At 34.6% G+C, this 21,852-nt stretch carries 21 protein-coding genes and 1 pseudogene; 19 read left to right on the top strand and 3 right to left on the bottom strand.

The features are described 5' to 3' along the window. Nucleotides 1-243: 243 nt before the first annotated feature. From F0362_RS15925 to F0362_RS15895, 6 genes and pseudogenes are all read left to right on the top strand, one after another. Nucleotides 244-1,026, top strand: a complete 783-nt coding sequence (locus tag F0362_RS15925; RefSeq protein ID WP_097860885.1) for a recombinase family protein — start codon at nucleotides 244-246, stop codon at nucleotides 1,024-1,026. A 224-nt stretch (nucleotides 1,027-1,250) separates the two neighbouring features. Further along, nucleotides 1,251-2,420 (top strand): annotated as a pseudogene (locus F0362_RS15920) (IS110 family transposase). Nucleotides 2,421-2,609: 189 nt separating this feature from the next. Then, nucleotides 2,610-3,002, top strand: a complete 393-nt coding sequence (locus tag F0362_RS15915; protein WP_240516057.1) for a hypothetical protein — start codon at nucleotides 2,610-2,612, stop codon at nucleotides 3,000-3,002. Nucleotides 3,003-3,016: 14 nt separating this feature from the next. Continuing rightward, nucleotides 3,017-3,346 carry a hypothetical protein gene (locus F0362_RS15910; protein WP_149889871.1) on the top strand — a complete coding sequence of 110 codons (330 nt, stop codon included), beginning with the start codon at nucleotides 3,017-3,019 and terminating at the stop codon, nucleotides 3,344-3,346. Nucleotides 3,347-3,824: 478 nt separating this feature from the next. Beyond that, nucleotides 3,825-4,316 (top strand): SMI1/KNR4 family protein, encoded by a 492-nt coding sequence (locus tag F0362_RS15905; RefSeq protein ID WP_016108797.1) that lies wholly within the window; start codon nucleotides 3,825-3,827, stop codon nucleotides 4,314-4,316. Between the two features lie 678 nt (nucleotides 4,317-4,994). Continuing rightward, nucleotides 4,995-5,321 (top strand): DUF3895 domain-containing protein, encoded by a 327-nt coding sequence (locus tag F0362_RS15895; RefSeq protein ID WP_001071903.1) that lies wholly within the window; start codon nucleotides 4,995-4,997, stop codon nucleotides 5,319-5,321. Between the two features lie 102 nt (nucleotides 5,322-5,423). Here F0362_RS15895 and F0362_RS15890 read toward each other — a convergent pair whose 3' ends face one another. Next, on the bottom strand, nucleotides 5,424-6,131 hold the full coding sequence (locus F0362_RS15890) for a DNA alkylation repair protein (protein WP_149889870.1): 708 nt from the start codon (nucleotides 6,129-6,131) through the stop codon (nucleotides 5,424-5,426). Between the two features lie 365 nt (nucleotides 6,132-6,496). On the opposite strand from F0362_RS15890, the gene F0362_RS15885 reads away from it, so the two are divergent. Continuing rightward, nucleotides 6,497-6,955: a hypothetical protein gene (locus tag F0362_RS15885; protein ID WP_097860884.1), complete on the top strand. Its 459-nt coding sequence runs from the start codon at nucleotides 6,497-6,499 to the stop codon at nucleotides 6,953-6,955. A 171-nt stretch (nucleotides 6,956-7,126) separates the two neighbouring features. Here the strand turns inward: F0362_RS15885 and F0362_RS15880 are convergent, their stop codons facing one another. Continuing rightward, the gene (locus F0362_RS15880) at nucleotides 7,127-8,371 is read right to left on the bottom strand and encodes an MFS transporter (protein ID WP_097860883.1); all 1,245 of its coding nucleotides are present in this window, start codon (nucleotides 8,369-8,371) and stop codon (nucleotides 7,127-7,129) included. 226 nt (nucleotides 8,372-8,597) lie between these two features. Between F0362_RS15880 and F0362_RS15875 the strand changes: the two genes are divergently transcribed. From F0362_RS15875 to F0362_RS15815, 12 genes are all read left to right on the top strand, one after another. Further along, nucleotides 8,598-9,179, top strand: coding sequence for a TetR/AcrR family transcriptional regulator (locus tag F0362_RS15875; RefSeq protein WP_097860882.1), 582 nt, complete (start codon nucleotides 8,598-8,600; stop codon nucleotides 9,177-9,179). Nucleotides 9,180-9,652: 473 nt separating this feature from the next. Next, on the top strand, nucleotides 9,653-10,309 hold the full coding sequence (locus F0362_RS15865; RefSeq protein WP_053445829.1) for a uridine kinase family protein: 657 nt from the start codon (nucleotides 9,653-9,655) through the stop codon (nucleotides 10,307-10,309). A 321-nt stretch (nucleotides 10,310-10,630) separates the two neighbouring features. Then, nucleotides 10,631-11,377, top strand: coding sequence for a DnaD domain-containing protein (locus F0362_RS15860; RefSeq protein WP_016091203.1), 747 nt, complete (start codon nucleotides 10,631-10,633; stop codon nucleotides 11,375-11,377). Between the two features lie 72 nt (nucleotides 11,378-11,449). Next, a complete protein-coding gene (locus F0362_RS15855; RefSeq protein WP_097881592.1) occupies nucleotides 11,450-13,840 on the top strand; it encodes a penicillin acylase family protein in 2,391 nt (796 codons plus the stop codon). A 286-nt stretch (nucleotides 13,841-14,126) separates the two neighbouring features. Beyond that, complete coding sequence (locus tag F0362_RS15850) at nucleotides 14,127-14,492, top strand: hypothetical protein (RefSeq protein WP_000025017.1); 366 nt, start codon at nucleotides 14,127-14,129, stop codon at nucleotides 14,490-14,492. Nucleotides 14,493-14,573: 81 nt separating this feature from the next. After that, nucleotides 14,574-15,347, top strand: coding sequence for a DUF6612 family protein (locus F0362_RS15845; protein WP_000738997.1), 774 nt, complete (start codon nucleotides 14,574-14,576; stop codon nucleotides 15,345-15,347). Nucleotides 15,348-15,528: 181 nt separating this feature from the next. Beyond that, entirely contained in the window at nucleotides 15,529-16,596 is a 1,068-nt protein-coding gene (locus tag F0362_RS15840; RefSeq protein ID WP_000739752.1) for a glycoside hydrolase family 113, read from the top strand. An 89-nt stretch (nucleotides 16,597-16,685) separates the two neighbouring features. Further along, nucleotides 16,686-16,877, top strand: coding sequence for a DUF378 domain-containing protein (locus tag F0362_RS15835; protein ID WP_000670800.1), 192 nt, complete (start codon nucleotides 16,686-16,688; stop codon nucleotides 16,875-16,877). A gap of 207 nt (nucleotides 16,878-17,084) precedes the next feature. Continuing rightward, a complete protein-coding gene (serC, locus tag F0362_RS15830) occupies nucleotides 17,085-18,167 on the top strand; it encodes a 3-phosphoserine/phosphohydroxythreonine transaminase (protein ID WP_053445828.1) in 1,083 nt (360 codons plus the stop codon). Between the two features lie 12 nt (nucleotides 18,168-18,179). Beyond that, nucleotides 18,180-19,352 (top strand): 3-phosphoglycerate dehydrogenase family protein, encoded by a 1,173-nt coding sequence (locus F0362_RS15825; protein WP_000490242.1) that lies wholly within the window; start codon nucleotides 18,180-18,182, stop codon nucleotides 19,350-19,352. A gap of 13 nt (nucleotides 19,353-19,365) precedes the next feature. Continuing rightward, complete coding sequence (locus tag F0362_RS15820; RefSeq protein WP_079519425.1) at nucleotides 19,366-20,613, top strand: DUF1015 domain-containing protein; 1,248 nt, start codon at nucleotides 19,366-19,368, stop codon at nucleotides 20,611-20,613. 86 nt (nucleotides 20,614-20,699) lie between these two features. After that, the gene (locus F0362_RS15815; protein ID WP_000776365.1) at nucleotides 20,700-21,077 is read left to right on the top strand and encodes a hotdog family protein; all 378 of its coding nucleotides are present in this window, start codon (nucleotides 20,700-20,702) and stop codon (nucleotides 21,075-21,077) included. Nucleotides 21,078-21,277: 200 nt separating this feature from the next. Here the strand turns inward: F0362_RS15815 and F0362_RS15810 are convergent, their stop codons facing one another. Then, a complete protein-coding gene (locus F0362_RS15810) occupies nucleotides 21,278-21,673 on the bottom strand; it encodes a DUF3224 domain-containing protein (RefSeq protein WP_000454076.1) in 396 nt (131 codons plus the stop codon). Nucleotides 21,674-21,852 lie beyond the last annotated feature (179 nt).

Here is a 21,852-nt window from a genome sequence, read left to right as displayed (position 1 = left end):
GAAATTTAAAAGAGCATTATAATTTTATAAGTGCATTAAGTGTTAAATTTTTATTGTTGTTTTATAGATTGTAATGGCTATGTACAGTGTACGACGATAGTAGAGGGAAAAATAAAGGGTTGTGTTATTTTTTGAAGTCATCGTAAAGTACGTTTTAACGGATGGACGTTATGCATACGTTATCCGCAAAAAACGGGTAAACGTTACAAGGACTTTAATTGCTGTAACGGGAGAGGACTCAATATGGAAGAGAAAGTAGTTGGTTATGTACGTGTTTCAACAGAAGGACAAGTGCGTGAAGGGTACAGCCTAACGTATCAAGTAGAAGAAATCGAACGGTACTGCATTGAAAATAAACTACAACTGTTTCATATATACGAAGATAAAGGAATTAGCGGAGCGACAGTAGATGAAGATGGATTAACAGTTGAACGTGAAGGTTTACAAGAATTATTGTCAGATATGACATATCATCAAGTGAGCCACGTGATTGTACTAAATACATCTAGGTTATGGCGCTCTGATATGGCAAAAGTGTTAATACAACGAGAGCTAAAGAAATACAAGGTAGATGTGAAAGCAATTGAACAACCCAATTACAGTATATACACACATGACCCAAATGATTTTTTAGTAAATGGCATGTTAGAGCTATTAGACCAATATCAACGTCTCGAGATTGCGTTGAAGCTAAGTAGAGGCAGAAAGAAAAAAGCGGAACAAGGTGGATATGCAGGGGGCGGTGTGATGTTTGGTTATAGGGCAAACAAAGGACAAAAAGTGTTAGAAGTAGATGCTAGTAAAGCAATCGTTGTACGTAGGCTATTTGAGCTACGACACTTTTTTAAGCATTGGTCACTTACTCAATTGGCAGAACGACTGAATACGGAAGGCTATCGTACAGAGAAAGGAAAGCTGTTTACGAAAGTACAAGTGAAACGTATGTTAGACCGAGAGAGTTTTTATCGAGGGATATATACATACGGGCAAATACAAGTAAACGGTAAACATCCAGCAATTATATAACAGTCGTACTTAAAGAAATCGCTCATTTTACTATATGTACTTATGAAATTATGAAAATGGATAGGCTTGCGTACCTATGCGCATCGGAGGATGAACGCTCGAACTAAGGTTGCCGACATTTTTATATATGACTAAATCATTGAATAGAGGGATGAGTTATGCATAATAGACAGAACTATTTGTATGTAGGAGTAGATTTACATAAGTAGCATCATACGGCTGTTATGATTAATTGTTGGCAAGAGAAATTAGGAGAAATACAATTTGAGAATAAACCATCTGCATTTTCGAAGTTTTTATTAGAAGTAGAGACATATGTGAGTGATGGTTTATCAGTTGTATTTGGTTTAGAAGATGTTGGTGGTTACGGAAGAGCATTAGCGAAATATTTAGTAGATCACGAACAGGTAGTAAAAGAAGTAAATCCAGCTTTATCATTTTTAGAACGAAAAAGCCAAGTGATGATACACAAAAATGATAGTTGGGATTCGTAATGTGTGGCACGCATATTGGTAAACAAATTTAATCAATTACCAGATGCAAAGCCAAACGATTTATTATGGTCAATACAACAACTGGTTTCAAGAAGGAATGCATTAGTAAAAGCACAAAGTGCATTAAAGAACCAATTACATATTCAATTAAACCATCATTATCCAAGTTATAAAAAGTTTTTCTCAGAATTAGATGGGAAAACAGCATTAGCGTTTTGGCAGCAGTATCCGTCACCGTCCTGTTTAGAAGGTGTTAGTATAAAGAAATTAACAGCTTTTTTATTAGATGTTAGCAACAATACATGTTCGGTAAAGAAAGCAAGCGACATATTAAAACTTGTAAAAGAAGATGGACAAACAATGAAAGAGTATCAAGAAATGCGAAACTTTTTAGTAAGAAGTATTGTACGGGAGATTGAGTTTAAAAAGAAGGAAATGAAATACATCGAAAGAGAATTAAAACAGCTAGTAAATCTACTAGATTATCAATTAGAGACGATGCCGGGAATAGAACTTGTGACTGCATCAGCATTAATTGCAGAAATTGGAGATGTAAGACGATTTCCAAATGCCAACAAATTAGCACGATTTGCGGGGATTGCGCCTGTTTACTTTGGTTCTGGTGGGAAAGGTAAGACACATAAAAGCAAACAAGGGAACAGAGCGTTACACGCTTTATTTTATAATTTAGCTGTACAGCAAGTGCAAGTAGCGAAAGGAAGTAAGACGCCACGGAATCCAGTATTTCATGCATACTATCAAAAGAAACTAAAAGAAGGAAAAACAAAGGGACAAGCATTGGTATGTATTATGAGAAGGCTTGTAAATATTATATATGGCATGATGAAATATAAAACAGCTTATGAGTTGCCGGTAGTGGAAGGAAAAGAAGTAGTTTAATAAGGGGTTACATGGTTTGCTTTTTTATTGTGAGGGTTTAAGATTACAACATAGGGTACGGGTAAAGGTAGTAAGAAAATCTCTGATGTTCCTCATGTAAAAGAAGCAAGAGATATTATAGCAGAGAGAACAAAAGGATTAGATTTAAATCAGCATCCAACTACGACAAAGCAAATGAGTTCTAAGAAAATGAAAGCATTAAGAGATAAGATTGATAATAGAACTATTACAAAACAAGAGTATGCAGACTACATCTGGAATAAGAAATTTGCTAAAAGACGGGATAAAGGAGTTAAAGAATTTTGGTACCAAGAACAACAAAGAATATTAAATAATGAACCGCTTACTCGAGAGTGGTCTCAAGAACAGTTAAAAGATATTCTTGCTGGTAAAACTCCTAAATTTGATGGTAAACCAATTGCAGGGCATCATAGTTATAGTGCTGCAAAATATCCGCATCTCGCTGATAAGGGAGAAATAATCTATCCAGCAACTTTTCGTGAGCATTTTTACGGATGGCATGGAAGAAAGTGGAGGAATAGTATTCCAGGTGAGCCTATAATACCAATTAAAGACTTTTAAGGAGGTAAGAATTTATGGTGAAGATGAGACTGAAAATTGATGATGATTCAAATAAATTAAAGTATGTATCGATTATCAGACAGAATAATGGAGCAAGTATTCAAGATATTAAAAGAAATATAGAAGATAATAATGTGGTACTAGAATGTGATTGTTTTGATACAGATGAATTAAAAGACTTCAAAAAAACAATAGAGGCTTTAATAAGTAAGGGGGCTACTGTACATTTGTTTCAAGATAATCGAGAGGTTCAAATTGATTATATAAGTAACCTTATTAGTTCATATGAACAAATTGCTGAAGACAGAGAAAAGCTAGATGATAGAATTTTAGGTGATGATTAAGAGAGATTAGGGTATTGAAATATACATTATCAACTTTATGTATTGAATAGTGAAGAAAATAATAGCAATTATGGTGTTGAAGATAAACATGCATAAACGTATATATAGATGAATAAAGATAAAGTATATTTGTAGTGGAAAGAAAAAGAATAAGTGGTTTAAAAGTGCATACTCCATGATGGTTGTACCATCATGGAGTACTATGTGCAATGATAGAATAGAAAACAAAGTACGAGCTTAGGCGAGATGACATTTTACCGGGCGATAAATATAAACACATGGAATGTATATTAAACTAACGAACTCGTACAAACTCGTAAGTTTTAACATAGTATTTGTTGTGATATATAAAAGGTGTCATACTATTACTACAAAACTTACAAATTTATGCTACTTACAAATAGATGAACTTAAAGCACTTGATTGTTGAATAAAGGAAACGGGTGCTTTTTTAATCGTATGGGGAGGCCGTAATTAGATGAGAAAAGATTTAACATGGCCAGTACCAGATGAGCCGGTTTCAGCAGAATATATATATGAAGTGGGTAAGCAGATGGGTTTTATATTTCCAAGTGATTATGTAGAGTGTGCTATTACTAATAATGGTTCAGCGGTATTACCATATAAGTTTGAGGTGGATGGAGTAACAAGAGTGTTTGGGACATTGCTCTCTTATGATACGGATAGTAGCGAATATATTGTTAAAGTATATCGTACTTATGCCACTACTATACCTAAAGAGTTAGTTCCTTTTGCTTTTGACCCAGCAGGGAATTTAATATGTTTTGACTATAAAAATGCCAAAAATAACCCTGTTGTGGTATTTTGGGAACATGAGAATGCTGGCGAAAAAGAAATGTTAATGCGTCAAGAAGGTTTAACAGAAGCACAAGTAGAAGAACTGGCAAGAGAAAATGTATTTTACATTGCAGATACATTTACTAATTTTTTAAGTGAATTGCACGATTAAAAAATATAATGATGAATGAAAAATAAAGTTTATGTGAAGTGGATAGGAAAAAATAATAGGGTGTTTAAAAATAGATACTTCATGATGGTTGTCCCATCATAGAGTATTATGTGCAATGATAGAATAGAAAACAAAGTATGAGCTTAGGCGAGATGACATTTTACCGGGTGATAAATATAAACACATAGAATGTATATTAAACTAACGAACTCGTACAAACTCGTAAGTTTTAATATAGTATTTGTCATGATGTACAAAAGGTGTCATATTGTTACTACAAAACTTACAAATTTACGCAACTTAAAAACAGATGAACTTAAAGCACTTGATTGTCAATTAAAGGAAACAAGTGCTTTTTGCGTTTTAGCATAGAAAATTAATAAATAACTATAATTTTATTATGTAAACTTATTTCTGTTTTTTTACATAGTTTTTTATACAACTAACGAGAAGAAAAATGTTCACTATTACTTTCATTCCTGTTATAAAAGATTCTACAATAGAAGACAGAACGTATATTTGGTATAATCGAAACATACTATATGGAATTACGGACATGAGTTTGAAATTCATGTAATAAGGTAAGTACTACATAACAATACATAATATTTAAAGTTCCAGTACATATAGGATTCAGTTCATGTTATATAAATCAATTGTGAGAAAGGAAAAGATGTAATGAATCAAATTTCATTTGAAGATTTATTTGAAGAAGAAAAAGAGAAGGTGGAGGTAGCTGAGATACCCGTACCGTTATCGCCATTGCAAAAAGCTATTTTGGAATTACTTAATTCTGAAGAAATAAGTGCACTTGAGCTATGCGAACGATTAATACGATCTGGTAAAATACCCGATGAAAGATTCACAACAAATAAGCCTAAAGCATATGGTCAAGTATGCTTAATATTAGAAGGTTTTGTTAAAGAAGGAAAACTTATTTTTATCAAAGATGATGAGAAAAGAGATAGAGTATATAAATTGAAAGAAGAAGTTTTAGATGTATAGAGGGAAATGAATGATTGGTTCTCTTTAACTTTGAGTCCGATTAATCTAGTAATGTCCATAAAAAAAGGTGTCAATCTCACTTAGATTGACACCTTCATACTTTTAACACCTTACATATTTACGTTTGAAACCAAGTCTGCCACTATCAAGTTCTTTTTGAATACTTTCTGAAGCATTTAGTAAACTGCTTTTTTTCTTATCACGTTTTACTTCAACTATACCAACTTCTTTTGCAGTCTCAACTGCCTTTTCGTGTAGCGGTACATATGAAATTGCCACAGTGTTTAGGAAATTATTCATAGCGGATTTTGTTCGTTCTGGTGAATCATGAATTGTATTTTTCACCATTTCAAGCATATCGGAAATTTTGCTTTCAGAAAACTCATTGTCTTTGCGATTCCCTAAAAGCCAGCAGTAGCAACTCCAGCCTGCAGACATTTTAAGCTCATCCCCACTTGTAATCCATTTATCAGCAACATCTTGTGCAATATTTGCCTCTGATAAAGTTACTGCCACTACATAATCGGATAGCATATAAAAATATGCCCCGTCCATCCAGCGATCAAAATCAGACTCACTCATAGATTTTGGATCTGCAATAATGCCTGCAAAGTACATAGCATCGTAGTTACCTGTGGCATAAAGTTCCTCAGCCAACTCTTGATTTAATTTTATTTTCTTAGCGATTGGTTTCATAGCGCCCGTAGCTACGCCGAAAACTGGCTCGTGTGCACCGTTAGATATGTATATTTTTTTCGTTCTTTCCTTACCGAGGGATTCAAGCTCTTGCATAACTGTTTTAAAATCCATAGCTGTGCACTTCCTTCCTTAATATAAAGACCATTTTAATTTTAATGATATAGTTTATATTTTTTATCGAGTTTTCCATACCTCTCAAATTTAATACTAATCGTATGTGAGTAGGATGTCTACTTTCTATAATTCCTTGGCAATTCAGTTTGTGATTTTGACCTTCCATCTAATTATAATCATGAGAATATTACATTAAGGTAAACGGGAAAGAGACAAAATAGATGTATAACTTTCCGCATCGGTTTTTAAAGTGGGAGAATGTAAATAATATTTTATCTTTGGCATTTTCTCTGTAGTGTTATGTTATTATTTGGTAAGGGGATAAATGGAATTTAAAGTTAAACATGTGAGGTTGGTTACAAATGATAAAGAAATTTACTAGAGTAGTATTAACGGTGGTTATGCCGATTGGTCTTATTACGGGTTGTGGAACTGCTGAAAAAACGGAAGCAAAAGAGCCGAAAGCGGTACAAGTGGAGAAAAAGGATTATACGGATTACTCATATGGTAGCAAAGGTATATTAGTAAGTGGCAAAGCGAAAGAACGTCTACAATACGAGGTAGGATATATGGATGATAACAAGTTAATTGGGATTGATGAAACTATTGAGGACTGTATTATTTTAGATAATAAAGATGAAGCAAGCCACATTTGGAAACAAATAGAGCGTGGATCTATTATTGAAGTGCAATATGGTAAAGACCGAAAAGACATCGTAGGGGTACAATTAGTAGAAGATCGTAAGCCATACGAAATTAGTGATAAGTTTGATCGAAATACGATAAATGAGATTGTTGGACAAGTTAAAGGTAATTTGTAATAGAGGTATTTCGTTAGTATAGGAACCATTAACATGACATGGCGAATCGCATACATAAAAGTTTGGAATCAACGGCATTTTTAATATGAAAATGCCGTTGATTTATTTTAAAAAGTAAATGGTATTCTATAGTCTTGTAGAAAAATGCATATTAGAAAATATATAAATGAATTATTCTTTTTTTAGTTGTGATGATCGTCGTAAGGTCATTGCCCAAAATAAAAGAGCAAAAGCACTAATAGATACACCTAATAGGCATACTCCATTCCATCCGTATTTTGCATAAACATTTGTTGAAAGAATTGCACCCGTTGCACTACCGATAGAATAAAAAATCATGTAACTGGCAGTGATTCGACTTCTTGCTTCAGGGCGCACTGTGAAAAGCATACTTTGATTGGTGACATGTACAGCTTGCACAGCTAAATCTAAAAGGATAATGCCGAAAATTAGTAACAATAGAGAGTAGTTAATAAATTTAATTAGGAGCCATGAAAGTACTAATAAAGATAAGGCTATGCCAGTTGTTCGTTGTCCTAATCCTTTATCAGCTAATTGTCCCGCTTTCGTAGCAGCTAATGCACCTGCAACTCCAGCAAGGCCGAATGCACCAATAGCTGTATGTGATAGATTATGAGGTGTAGCACTTAGAGGTAATACTAAAGAAGTCCATAAAATACTGAATGAAGTGAAAATGAGCAATGCTAATATTCCGCGAATGCGTAAGAGTCGTTCTTCTACAAATAATAAGAGAACAGAACGTATTAATTTTTGGTAAGGCATAGTTGTCATTCTTTTCTGTTCAAGAGTAGGTAAATTCCGATGTAATAAAAAAGATACGAAGAGTAAAAGGGTAGCGGAGGTGAGATAAACGGACCGCCATCCAGCTAAATCTGTTAATGTGCCTGCAAATGTACGAGCAAGGAGAATACCTATTACAACGCCGCTTGTCACGAAACCTACTATGCGTCCACGTTCAGCTGGATTAGCTAAAATTGATGCGTATGCGACGAGTGTTTGCGTCACAGTTGCAAGAAGTCCTACTAAGGCCATACCTATAAAAAGTATGGTGCTGGAGGGAGCGATTCCGATTACAATTAAAGCGAAAACAGATAAAAGCATTTGAACAATAATGAGTCTCTTTTGGTTTAATAAGTCACCAAGTGGGACGAATAAAAGTAATCCGAGTGCATAACAAACTTGAGTAATCGTAATCACAATACCGATAGTTGAATGACTAATCTTAAATTCATTTGATAAAGAATCAAGTAGTGGATGAGCGAAGTAGATATTCGCCACAGCCATCCCGCAAGCTATTGCGAATAATAGAGTCATATAGCGTGACATGGTTGCATGAACAGGTGAATGTATATGAGTATGTTTTAGAGTGGTCATCATTTTTTCTTTGCTACTCATAAAATCAGCTCCTTTTTGTGTGATTGGAAATAACGTACCGAACGGTATGTTATTTCGTAAGTAAAATATAATCTCGAAGAAATAGATATGTCAAGTTTATTTTGAATTAATAACGTTTTCTTTTGACACATCGTTTATAATTTAATACGATATATAATATACTGATTGGTACATAAAGTGATAATGTATAATCTTAAAAAGTAGATGGAGAAGGGGAGGGTTTTAAATGGCTCGACTACGCGAATTTGATGAAGAAAAAGCTTTGGATGCTGCTATGCAACTTTTTTGGGAGAAGGGGTACGCTGCTACTTCATTAAGTGATCTAACTGCTAAAATGGAAATACAAAAGCCGAGTTTATATTCAGCCTTTGGTGATAAAGAGGGTTTATTTGAAGAGGCATTAAGGAGATACACAAATTTACATGCGGCTCGTATACGAACAAAACTTCAAAGCGGAAAATCTGTAAAAGAAGCAATTCGGACATTGTTTGAAAATATAGTGGAAGAAGAATATAAAAAAGAATTAAGTAAAGGTTGTTTTTGTATTAACACAATGGTTGAGCTTGCTCCTCATAATGAAAAGTTTGAAGTGCTAACTAGAGAACATCAAATGTATCTCTCAGTTATATTTCAAGAATTAATTATGAAAGGAATTCAGTCCGGAGAACTGGAAAGTGATTTGAACGCTAAAGCAGTAGCGCAAACATTAGTTACGTCTTTAATAGGATTAACAGTATTAATGAAATCACGCCCAGAACGTTCCGTTATAGATAATTCGGTATGTATAATCGTATCGTTACTAAAATGATTTGTAGAAGTGTATTTCAACTAACCTTATTAATAGTAGCCACTTTCATTTATAAGTTTTCAATCGTCAAGTACTGGATTATCTACGAAGAAAATTCAGTACTTTTATTTTCGGAAAGAATATAATTTTATGGGTGTACACAGTATAAGAAGATTGTAGGAGGCGTGTGTAATTAAAAATTAGACGGGAATAAAACGCTATATAGCCCCTTCCAAGCCCCTCATAAGCACCTACCAAGTAATAAATCACTAAGAAAAAACAAAACAAAAACAAAAACAACTACAAGAACAAAACAAGCGCGAAAACATAATAACGTCGTTGTAAGTGTTCACAAATAATATAGTTGTATAAAATTAGAGATGGTACGATGGATCATTATGCTATTTTTTCTTTCATGTATAATAAGATGAGAGGACATCTCAATATTTAACTAATTAAAATAAGGGCAGTATATCAGTAAAAGGGGGAGAAGGATGGATAAGTTATTGCAAGAAATCATAAATTGGATTAGTAGGACTAATGAACAGGTTGTTATTGGTGTTTCAGGACATGGCGCTGCTGGAAAAACAACGTTTGCTAATATGCTTGTAGACCTACTAGATCAAAATGAAGTGAATTATATTAATACAGATCCATATATTGTTAGTTCAGACATACGAAAGCATGCAATTATTGACTATACATATCAAAACGAAAATCATCATTATAAAATGACGGCTTGTCATCCATCAGCGCATCATTTGTCTGCTTTAGAAAGAGATGTTCAGATGGTAAGGGCTGGTTTAGATTTTTATACGATAGATACGCATTATATGAAAAGCGAGTTAATTTCTTCAAAAAACAAAGTGACAATTGTAGAAGGAATGTGTGTCGCATTTATTAATCCCAATCTATTTGATTTAAAAATTTACTTCTATACAGATGATGAAACGGAATTAATGAGAAGGTCTAGCCGAGATATTGCTGAAAGGGGAGCCGATATCAATTATTTAAGGCGGTCTCATGCAGAACGTCGGATTCAGTATAAAGTGTTTATGCATCCATACAGTCAACGTTTTGATATTATTATTAAAAGTTCCGATGAAGCAATATGTCTAGAAAAAAATACATTTGAGTTTTATAAAGTTTAAATGCAAATACTCTATTTGTTATGTTTATTATGAGGGTTCATTTTCATTATTTGGTTCTCAAATGAAGAAACTTTATTATTCACCTAAAAATCCATTGTCTATGAAACAACTAGATTTTTAAACGACTTTAATAGACATCTGTCATTTACATAGACAGATGTCTATTGTATTTTTGGTAGCAAGATTAAATAACCTTTTTGTTACTTTACAGTAAGTAGTAAAAAAAATTGTAATTCGAATGCCAAAACGGCTCCCACATTCCTATATTTATATTGAAGGATTGGGATTTCTTATTTGCTAGCAAAGAGTGGAGGGAAATAGATGGCGGTGTACCGTAATGTGCAGGTGAACTTTTGGCAAGATGAATTCATATTAGATTTAACGCCAGAGGAGCGTTATTTTTACATATATTTGTTAACTGGAACGAAAACGAAGCAATGTGGTATTTACATATTACCGAAGCGAGTGGCAGAGCTTGAAACAGGTTACAGTATGGCAACTGTTGAGAAGCTATTAAACCGGTTTGTTGAATATGGGAAGATTTTTTATGATATGGAAACGAAAGAGTTATTCATAGTAAATTGGCTACGTTATAACCCTATTTTAAATACGAATGTAGAAAAATGTGTGTTACGTGAGTTGAAGACTGTGAAAAATAAAGAGTTCATACATATGTATTTACGTAGATGTCTTGAAGAAGAATGGAAGATCCCATTGTTATTGCAGCATTTTGGTATGCCTGAAGAAGAGGATACTAGTAGTTTACAAGAAGTTATTGAAGAGAAAGAAGTAGAAGAGGTAGAAAGTATAGAAGAGGCCGTTCCCAATAGTAAAGTGTACAAGTTTTATGAACAACATATTAGTAGCTTATCCCCATATATCGTGAAAGAATTGAAGGATTGGATACAAAGAGTTTCAGGAAAGGTAGTACTAGAAGCACTTAAAATTGCGTTTGAACATAATAAGCGAACGTTCGCTTATGTGAAGGGGATTTTGAGGAATTGGTGTAAGAAAGGGCAAGTAGATTTAAGTGAAGAAAAGGAAGGATTCATTTTGTATGATCCGTAGCATATAAGGATTTTTCTATTTTAAAAGGTTCTTTCAAAATAGAAGCGAATAGTTTGAGAAAGGAGGGGTTATATGGAAGTTGTTATAAAGAAGAAACGAACTAGAGGTAAGAGAATTTTTATTTGGTCTAGTAGTATCGTTCTTTTATTGATTATTTGCAGTGTGATTTTTTTGAACGTATATACGCTGAGATCTATGCCAAAGATAGATGGAACGATAAAGCTAGAGGATTTACAACATGCTGTTACGGTGAAACGAGATAGTAACGGGGTACCGCATATTAAAGCGGAAAATGCACATGATTTATATTTTTCGCAAGGGTATGTGCAAGCACAAGATCGCTTATTTCAAATGGATTTAAGTAGAAGGCAAGCTTCTGGTATGTTAAGTGAAGTTGTTGGAGAAGCAGCCGTTGATAGAGATAAATTGTTTCGAACGCTCGGTTTACGGCGAGCAGCAGAAGCGTCTGTTAGTCAATATGATGGGGAAGCAAAATTTGCTTTGCAGTCATTTGCTGATGGGGTGAACGCTTTTATACGTGAAGCGAAAGCGGAAAAGAGATTGCAAGTTGAATTTACTATATTAGGTTATGAACCTGCTGAATGGTCAATTGTTGATACTTTAACGATTGGGAAGTATATGGCGTTTGATTTAGGAGGACATTGGCACGGACAAGCGTTTCGTTATTGGGCGCTGAAAAATCTTCCGAAAGAGCAAGCAAATGAGCTATTTCCTACATATCCGAAAGATGCCCCTAGATTGCTCGCTGAACTGAAAAATACAAATGTGGACGTAGCACAAAGTTTTTCAAAAACAATAATTCCGCCGGAGTTTAACGGTAGTAATAACTGGGTTGTGAGCGGTGAGAAGAGTGCGTCAGGTAAGCCAATTTTAGCGGATGACCCTCATTTATCTCTTGCGACACCTTCTATATGGTATCAAACGAGACTTGAAATGAGAGATTTAAATGTGAGTGGCGTTATTTTCGCTGGAGTGCCAGGTGTTATATTAGGACACAATGACAAAATAGCATGGGGCGTTACGAATACCGGTCCTGATGTGCAAGATTTATATATTGAAAAGAGAAACCCTAATAATGAAAATGAATTTTTGTATAACGATAAGTGGGAAAAGGCTACTGTTGTTGACGAATCTATTAAAGTAAAAGGCGGGAGAACCATTCCGTATAACGTTACTGTTACGAGGCATGGTCCAGTCATTTCAGAGTTTGCGGATAAGGAGAAGGGAAAAACGAAAACAGTATTCGCTTTGAAATGGACTGCTTTGGAGCCTTCAGCTGAATTAAAGGCTGTATTAAATATGAATAAAGCGAAAGACTGGAATGAGTTTGAAACGGCTCTACAAGATTTTCATACACCAACTCAAAACTTTGTGTTTGCATCAAACGATGGCACGATTGCTTATAAAGCGAATGGAAATATACCAGTGCGCAAAAAAGGTGATGGTAGTTTGCCAGTTCCAGGATGGACAGATGAATATGAATGGGAAGGATATATCCCGTTTGATCAGCTGCCAAAAGTAATAAATCCGAAAGAAGGATTTATTTCAACTGCGAATAATAAAATTGTTGATGATAATTATCCATACCATATTAGCAATACGTGGGCGCAGCCATATAGACAAATGCGTATTCAAGAGTTTTTGCAAGAGAAGGAAAAGTATACGGTGAAAGATTTAGAAGAATTACAGATGGACCAAAAGAATTTATACGGGAAAGAGTTTACTTCAATATTTTTAAAAGAGTTACATAAAACAACTTTAAATGAAGTAGAGAAAGAAGGCGTAAAACAATTAACAAAGTGGAACTTTTACGATAGTAAAGATGAAGCGGCACCATTAATTTTTCATTTGTTAATGAAAGAGATTTCGAATACGTTATTTTCAAAAGAAATACCGAAAGATGTGATGGAGTTATTTGAAGGAAAGTCACAAGTTGTTGATGAATTAATTCGGAAACAAGTAGCCGGGGAAAATAGTGTATGGTTTTCTAAATATGGAGGCTTCACAAAAGTTGTGCATACATCGTACGAGAATGTAATGAAAAAATTGCAGAAGGAGTATGGAACCGATGTTGCAGAGTGGAAGTGGGGCGATTACCATCAACTTGCTTTTACACATCCAATTTCGAAATCATCTAGTATGTTAGCGTTATTTGCTTTTAATCGTGAGAAGCCAGTTCCAATTGGCGGAAGCCAAGTTACCGTTCAAGCAGCGAGTTATGGAGATAACGGTATTGTAAATCATGGTGCTTCTTGGCGATTTGTCATAGATACGAAAGATATGTCAAACGGTTATCATATCGTAGGGCCAGGACAGTCAGGACATTTTAGAAGCGATTGGTATCATGATCAAATAGATGATTGGGTAAATGGCACGTATCATATGACTACTTTAAATACAGATGGAATTGAAGGGAAAGTATTAACTTTACAGCCGAAGTGATAGTATGTTCCTATGTGCAGATGGCCCAGCTTTATGAAGTAATAATCCTTCCGCTAATGAAAGTGTTACTTTAGAAAAAAGACTCTTACTATTGTAAGAGTCTTTTTTCTACGGTAATGGATAAAATATCCTTTTTGTAGAAAAACGACAAATTTTGACAAAATATTGTACTGGGACTTGTTATAATACCTTTTGGAATATTATGTTTATTAAACGGAGGATGAAGTAGTGTGCAACAAGGGGAATTTCTTAATAGTTGCAGTGAAATCTAATAGGGGGATTTAATATGAGCATTAAAGTAATAAGAGCAACAGGGATAATGGGCGGAGCAGCAAGAGTTGCAGTAAAGGTAGATAACGAAGTAGTAATGAAACTTGAGAATAACGAAGAATATACGTTTCCTTTTGAATTAGATGAAGCGAATATTAAAGTAAAACAATTTTTTTTTGGAAGTAAAGAAAAGAAAGTAAAGGATGGCGACATAGTAGAAATTAAGATAAATAGTATCGCCATGCTATTACTGATGGTGTCAATGATGGCTGTTTTATTAGGTTCATCAATTGGTATAAATATTGTTGTTTTTGGTGTAATAGGAGCATTAGTTACGTTAGTATACGGATTGAATAACTGGTTTAGTTTAGAGGTTAAATAATTATTGTATATATATTTATTTCAGTTGATTTACTATACATGAAATGAAAATATTTTTAAGCGGGAAATGGGGAGAATCAGTATGAAGAAAATGGTTGTAATATCTAGTTTGGCTCTAATAGTAGGTTTAACAACTGGTTGTAGCAGTGAAAAAACAAGTGGACCTAAAACAGTATCTGTAAAAAAAGAAAAAGAGTTAGTAGCGAAGGATATTTTTAAAAAAGCAGCTGACGGATTAAAACAAGAGGAATATCTTACATTGACATCTCTTATGTCAATGAAGGGGAGCAGCCAATCAGAAGAGATTAAAATGAAAATACAGATGGAGCCGAAACTGAAGAATTCTAGAGCTGAAATGAAAATAAGTGGTACAGATATTGTAACGTATGAAGTAGATGGAAAGGTCGCTGCTCAAGTGAAAAACCCTGATACAGGAGAGTTAGTTACGATACCTAATGATCAATTTAATGTAAATGATGTAATGGTCAGTAAAAATTTACTGAATGAGTTAGATTTACCGGAAGCTTTGGCTAAGAAAATGAAAGCAAAGAAGGATGGGGACACATATAAACTTACACTTGAATTAAAAGGAAAAGAAGCAGTAGATACGTTACAAAAAATTAATGGAGATATGAAAAAATTAACGGAAGGGTTTAATATGGATGCTTTTAACATTGAATATATAATAACAAAAGATTATAAATTTGAAGAGATGCGAACAACTATAAAAGTGAGTGAAAGTAACGCAGATAAAAAAGCTAGTACAGATAAGGAAAAGTTGGATGCAGTTGTGAGTATAAAGATTGATTCATATGAAAAGTTTGATTCAATTAAGTTACCAGAAGGGATTCAATAATTTCAATTGTAAAAGGATAAAAAAGAGCAGAAATCCGCTCTTTTTTATTTATCTTACTATTTTCAGGAGAATTATATGAATAATGCTTTTATTAATGAAAACTTCATGTAATTTTTTCTGGAATATATGTGAAACATTGTATAAAATAATCAAGAAAGTCAAAAATTATAGGGGGAAAGTTGTGAAGAAAAATAAGAGTTTAATAAGTTTTTTAGGAGTGTTTATTATGTTGTTTTCTTTTTGTTTTCAAGGAAACGTACAGGCAGATGTAAATACTGTTCAACCTGGAAAAATAAAATCAGGAAACGTAACGGTATGGGAAGTTGGAAATGTAGCGAAAGTGTTAGCTGATGTAGAGCGCTTAAATTTAAATACAGTAAATGTACCGATTCAAGTAGATATTCCGAATGTGACTTCTACTAACATGGTAATTAATCAGGCGCAAAAGAAACAGGCTATCATTTTAATTCAAGAATTATTAAAGCGTAATATTCAAGTTATAGTGGAACCGTTCCCATATATTCAGCAGGGGAATGTTGGAGAAACAGAATGGAATCCAAGTAATATTAATGATTTCTTCTGGAATTGGAAAACGGTTATTCTACAAGATATTTTTAATTCTATTACAAGTAAATACAATGTGTATGGACTAAAGATTGCTTCTAATTTCGTTAATATGGAATATGCAGAAGGATATTGGAACGATACGATTAATTTTGTCCGTCAGCAGTATAAAGGAAATGTTTTGTATCAAATGAACTGGTGGTTAACAGCAAGCTGGGACCCTTCGTATGAAGCGAAGTTTAAAGAGAAAATAAATCGTCCGTATTTAAAAAAGGTGGATATTGTTAGTATCGATAGTTGGTTTGAAGTTTCAGGAAAAAGGAATCCATCATACGAAGAAGTGAAGCAAAGTTTATTCGCGACAACAGTATATAATCGTGGACAAAATGTTGTTCAACAACTGGAACAATTACATAATGCAACAGGAAAGCCAGTTTATTTTGGTGGATTTAACGTACCAGCGCGTGAACTAGGACTACAAAATCCATGGAATCCAGATGTTTCAAATGTATTTTCAAAAGATGTACAATTAAATGGCTGGCGCGCTTACCGAGATGTATTAGAACCGAAACCATATTTTAAAGGTTTTTCAATTTGGTTTATTGGCTCTAATGATAGTACACATGCGTATCAAATACATAGTAAAGAAGCAGAGGCAGTTATTAACGGATGGTATCGAAAATAAATTTTATAAAATAGGTAAGTTTTGAAGTTTCCTACATATATTTCTAGTGAAAGGCCTTTCACCATCTTATCACCTAGGGGGCAATCATAATGAAATTTTTGTCTTACCTTACAGTAATTTTGGTGATTCTTGGCGGTTTGAATTGGTTGTTTGTAGCGTTAGATTACAATGTAGTTGAGAAATGGTTTGGTTCTATGCCGGCGCTTGTGGACACTATTTATTGGCTCTTTGGTCTTTCTGCTATTTATCAAATTTTTGATCGGTTCTTTACGGACAATTAGCTATTATTCTTCTATTATTAAAGTGTTAAGTACGATTATGTACTTAACACTTTTTTATATGTTTACATATAGTATGCACGTGCAAGCGATTCCATCGCGTCTTGAGACATAATAATAGAAAAGAAATTGACCGTATATTGTATTGTGGGGTATAATTCAGAAAGTTTAAAAAATAACAAAATGAGAAATAGGGAGGTCATCCGGGTGATGGAGAGAGTGTATAATTTTTCTGCAGGACCATCAATACTCCCTTTGCCAGTTTTAGAGAAGGTGCAAAAGGAGCTTTTAAATTATAACGGGACAGGCATGTCTATTATGGAAATGAGTCATCGATCTTCTTGTTTTCAAAGTATTATTGATGAAGCGAGTAGCCTGCTTCGTGAATTAATGAACATTCCTGATGGGTATGAAGTTTTACTTTTACAGGGCGGTGCATCATTACAATTTTCTATGATACCGTTAAATATAATGAATACGTACAAAAAAGCAGGTTATGTACTGACTGGCTCATGGTCTAAAAAGGCACTGCAAGAAGCAGAAAAAGTAGGGGAAGTACAAGTGATTGCTTCTTCTGAACAAGAGAAGTTTACTACGATTCCTAAATTGGATGGTTTACTCGGTAATGAAAAACTAGATTATGTACATATAACAACGAATAATACAATTGAGGGGACAAAATATGTGGATATTCCACATCTCGAAGAAGTGCCGCTAGTTGCGGATATGTCCTCAAATATTTTATCAGAACGATATGATGTTACGAAGTTTGGCCTCATATATGCGGGAGCACAAAAGAATTTAGGGCCAGCGGGCTTAACGATTGCTATTATAAAAAAAGATTTAATTGGCGGGGCAGATTGCTCTTGTCCTACAATGTTAAACTATGAAACTTATAGTAAAAATAACTCCTTATATAATACACCGCCATCCTTTAGTATTTACGTAACGAAGCTTGTACTAGAGTGGTTAAAAGAACAAGGCGGGGTATCTGCGATTGAAGAACAAAATAGAATGAAATCGTCACTTCTTTATCATTTCTTAGATGAATCTAAATTGTTTACTTCACCAGTTGATCCTACGTATCGATCACTTATGAACATTCCGTTTACAACACCGTCAGAAGAATTAAATAATCAGTTTTTACAAAAAGCGAAGGAACGCGGGTTCGTTACGTTAAAAGGACATCGTTCAGTAGGTGGCATGCGCGCTAGTATTTACAATGCGATGCCAGTGGAAGGTGTACAGCAATTAGTAGATTATATGAAAGAATTTGAGCTTGAAAATAGATAGGGAGATGGGGATATGTTTCGTGTTCAAACGTTAAATCAAATTGCAGAAAAAGGTTTGCAAGTTCTTGGCGGAGAGCGCTATGAAGTAGGGGATAGAATGGATCATCCAGACGGCATTTTACTTCGCAGCTATTCTTTACATCAAGAAGAGTTTTCAAAAGATTTAAAGGCGATTGCAAGAGCTGGTGCGGGTGTAAATAATATTCCTGTCGATCGATGTACGGAAAAGGGAATTGTAGTATTTAACACGCCAGGGGCTAATGCGAATGCCGTAAAGGAACTTATTATCGCAAGTCTTATTATGTCTTCACGTAACATTATTAATGGAGTAAGCTGGACGAAAAATCTAGAGGGTGAAGAAGTACCTCAGCTTGTTGAATCAGGGAAAAAACAATTTGTTGGATCAGAAATTGCGGGGAAACGTCTAGGGGTTATTGGCCTTGGTGCAATTGGTGCTTTAGTCGCGAATGATGCGCTAGCTTTAGGAATGGACGTTGTCGGATATGATCCTTACATTTCAGTTGAAACAGCTTGGCGCCTTTCTACACATGTGCAAAGAGCGTTTAGCCTAGATGAAATTTTTGCAACGTGTGATTATATTACACTTCATATTCCTCTTACGAATCAAACGAAGGGGCTTATTGGTGAACATGCTATAGAGACGATGAAAAAAGGAATACGTCTATTCAATTTCTCAAGAGGGGAACTTGTAGATGAAAATGTTCTTCAAAAAGCATTAGAAGAAGATGTTATTACACATTACGTAACGGATTTCCCGAATGAAAATGTGATTAAGATGAAAAATGTAACAGCGACGCCCCATCTTGGTGCATCTACATCTGAATCGGAAGAAAATTGTGCAGTAATGGCTGCACGTCAATTACGTGAATATTTAGAGACAGGAAATATTCGTAATTCAGTCAACTATCCTAACGTAGAACTTCCGTATATCGGAAAGAAACGTATTACAATTATGCACCAAAACGTTCCGAACATGGTAGGACAAATTACAGGATGTTTAGCAGAACATCATATAAATATTGCGGATATGATTAATCGTAGTAAACATTCTTGGGCGTATACAATGATTGATATTGATAACGGAATTGATGATATAATTAAAGAGAATGTTGTGGAAAATATAAGCAAAATTTCAGGTGTTGTAGCCGTTCGAATGATTGTGTAAAGGAGAGAGGAAGTTGGCAAAAATCCGACCGTTTCGGGCCATTCGTCCAGTAGAAGAAAAAGCAGCACAAGTTGCGGCTTTACCGTATGACGTATTAAATAGTGAAGAGGCAAGAGAAGTTGTAAAAGGCAATCCGTATTCTTTCTTACACGTTGATAAAGCAGAAATCGATTTAGATCCGGCACTTTCACCGTACGATGATCGCGTATATGAAAAAGCGGGTGAAAATTTAAAGCAATTTATACGAGAAGAAGTGTTCATTCAAGATGAGGAGCCAGCATTATACATTTATGAGCTGACGATGCAAGGAAGAACGCAGTCAGGACTTGTCGTTTGTACATCTATTGATGAGTATGATGATGATACAATTAAAAAACACGAAAGAACGCGTCATGAAAAAGAATTAGATCGCATCCGTCACGTTGATGTGTGTGATGCAAATACGGGCCCTATCTTTTTAACGTACCGTACAAAAGATGAAGTGAAACGTTTCATTAGCAGCTGGAAAGAAGAACATGCGCCAATTTATACATTTACAGCAGAAGATGGCGTTGAGCATGTTGCTTGGAAGGTTGCAGATGAAAGTGTAATTGCCACTTTAGTAAACGCATTTGAAGATATTCCGAACTTGTACATTGCAGATGGACATCATCGCTCTGCATCAGCAGCAAAAGTAGGACTTATGCGAAGAGAACAAAATCCGAATTATACAGGAGAAGAGGAATTTAATTTCTTCTTATCCGTTCTATTCCCTCACGATGAATTATCAATTTGGGACTATAACCGAGTTGTGAAAGATTTAAACGGCTTATCAGAGGAACAGTTTTTAAAGCAAATTACGCAGTATTTTTATGTAGAAGAAGCAAATGTTTCTCCGTATAAACCGAATGAGCCGAAAACATTTGGTATGTATATAAACGAGAAGTGGTATAAGCTCACTGTGAAAGAGGAAACGTTTGATGCGAACGACCTTGTGAAAGGTTTAGATGTGTCTATTCTGCAAGACCATCTATTAAGCCAAGTACTTGAAATACATGATCCGCGATCTGATTCACGCGTCGATTTTGTAGGCGGAATACGCGGGTTAGAAGAACTAGAGCGCCTTGTGAACAGCGGTGCATATAAAGCAGCGTTCTCATTATATCCAACGTCAATGGAAGATTTATTAGCAATCGCAGACGCTGGGGAAGTCATGCCGCCAAAATCAACGTGGTTTGAACCGAAACTGCGCAGTGGGTTGTTTGTACATTCTTTAAAGTAAATATAGACTTCTTTAGATTGAAAAACCGAAATGATTTTTAGTTTCGGTTTTTCTTATTTTAAAAGTGTTTTCGAGGAGGGGTATCAATGAAATTGCAAGTAGGCGAAAAAATCACCTTTGAGCGAACGTTTACAAGAGAAGATGTTGTTTTATTTACAGAGGTATCTAAGGATGAGGGAGTTCATCATGTTACACCTGATGAACAAGGGCGATTTGTTGTACAAGGACTTTTAACATCAACACTGCCTACGAAAGTTGGCGGTGATTATAACGTATTAGCTCGCAAGATGGATTTTGAATTTTTACGTCCCGTTTTTAGTGGGGATACGATTCGATGTGACGTAACAATTGAAAAATTTGAACCCGATGAAAAAAATCGTACGAAGATTATTGCGATGTTTACATGTATGAATCAACTTGAAAAAGAAGTATTGAAGGGGAGTTTTTCAGGGATTATTCTTTAATTGGTAGGAGAAGTAATGAATAAGTGGGGGCCCATGCCTCTCAGGCTTAGAGTTTTAATTCCCACCCATAACGAAAATTTTATGTATTATACTCTGTTCTTTTCTTAACGATTAGAAAATAGTTGAATAAGCTCGTCAATAAAAAGGACATTCTTAGTATTACAAGAAATGTCCTTTCCACTAAATTATAGGGTATTTTGCTAAATTTCAAATTCTAAAATTAGTTTACTAGTTTGACCTGTAAACTGATAGTTATAGGACCCTCTCAGACTTTCTAAGTTACCAGTAGCTTTAATAATTGTTCCCGGGGAATCTAAATTTCCTTTATCAAATATTCCTTGCTCTATAGCTGTAAATGTTCCTTGTTGCCCCTTATAAATTCCTTCAAAGTGTAAAAATCCAGAAATTTTAGCAGTAGCCAAGTGACCATCATTTATATTTGAGTCTAAATAATATAATAAGTATTCAACAAAAGCTTTTCCTTTTAATTCCCCATCAATATCATATTCAACATGGGCAATATTAATAGGGAAATCTTTTCTAGTATCATCAATTGGTTTTTCATCCCATTTCCTTACTGTAAATGTTACTTCCATACACGTAAATCCCCCTTTATCATTAGATAAGTAATCTCCATATCATTTAAAAAGTAACAATTCCCAGTCATATCTCATAGGAGTGTTTTTATTGATTTGAGTCCTGCCATATCGCTATCAAGCTAATAAAATAAAAATACGCTAGGATCAGGAAAACATAATTATAAAACTTATGGCTT

The organism is Bacillus sp. BS98, assembly GCF_008432245.1.
Classification (GTDB): Bacteria; Bacillota; Bacilli; order Bacillales; family Bacillaceae_G; genus Bacillus_A; species Bacillus_A toyonensis.
This window is presented reverse-complemented; position numbering and strand designations above follow the sequence as displayed.

Coding starts and splice junctions, on each gene's coding strand:
- F0362_RS15905 (WP_016108797.1), top strand. CDS start 3,825: ATGAGAAAAGATTTAACATGGCCAGTACCAGATGAGCCGGTTTCAGCA.
- serC (WP_053445828.1), top strand. CDS start 17,085: ATGGAGAGAGTGTATAATTTTTCTGCAGGACCATCAATACTCCCTTTG.
- F0362_RS15855 (WP_097881592.1), top strand. CDS start 11,450: ATGGAAGTTGTTATAAAGAAGAAACGAACTAGAGGTAAGAGAATTTTT.
- F0362_RS15860 (WP_016091203.1), top strand. CDS start 10,631: ATGGCGGTGTACCGTAATGTGCAGGTGAACTTTTGGCAAGATGAATTC.
- F0362_RS15925 (WP_097860885.1), top strand. CDS start 244: ATGGAAGAGAAAGTAGTTGGTTATGTACGTGTTTCAACAGAAGGACAA.
- F0362_RS15895 (WP_001071903.1), top strand. CDS start 4,995: ATGAATCAAATTTCATTTGAAGATTTATTTGAAGAAGAAAAAGAGAAG.
- F0362_RS15825 (WP_000490242.1), top strand. CDS start 18,180: ATGTTTCGTGTTCAAACGTTAAATCAAATTGCAGAAAAAGGTTTGCAA.
- F0362_RS15835 (WP_000670800.1), top strand. CDS start 16,686: ATGAAATTTTTGTCTTACCTTACAGTAATTTTGGTGATTCTTGGCGGT.
- F0362_RS15865 (WP_053445829.1), top strand. CDS start 9,653: ATGGATAAGTTATTGCAAGAAATCATAAATTGGATTAGTAGGACTAAT.
- F0362_RS15815 (WP_000776365.1), top strand. CDS start 20,700: ATGAAATTGCAAGTAGGCGAAAAAATCACCTTTGAGCGAACGTTTACA.
- F0362_RS15875 (WP_097860882.1), top strand. CDS start 8,598: ATGGCTCGACTACGCGAATTTGATGAAGAAAAAGCTTTGGATGCTGCT.
- F0362_RS15890 (WP_149889870.1), bottom strand. CDS start 6,131: ATGGATTTTAAAACAGTTATGCAAGAGCTTGAATCCCTCGGTAAGGAA.
- F0362_RS15880 (WP_097860883.1), bottom strand. CDS start 8,371: ATGAGTAGCAAAGAAAAAATGATGACCACTCTAAAACATACTCATATA.
- F0362_RS15910 (WP_149889871.1), top strand. CDS start 3,017: ATGGTGAAGATGAGACTGAAAATTGATGATGATTCAAATAAATTAAAG.
- F0362_RS15915 (WP_240516057.1), top strand. CDS start 2,610: ATGAAAGCATTAAGAGATAAGATTGATAATAGAACTATTACAAAACAA.
- F0362_RS15850 (WP_000025017.1), top strand. CDS start 14,127: ATGAGCATTAAAGTAATAAGAGCAACAGGGATAATGGGCGGAGCAGCA.
- F0362_RS15885 (WP_097860884.1), top strand. CDS start 6,497: ATGATAAAGAAATTTACTAGAGTAGTATTAACGGTGGTTATGCCGATT.
- F0362_RS15845 (WP_000738997.1), top strand. CDS start 14,574: ATGAAGAAAATGGTTGTAATATCTAGTTTGGCTCTAATAGTAGGTTTA.
- F0362_RS15810 (WP_000454076.1), bottom strand. CDS start 21,673: ATGGAAGTAACATTTACAGTAAGGAAATGGGATGAAAAACCAATTGAT.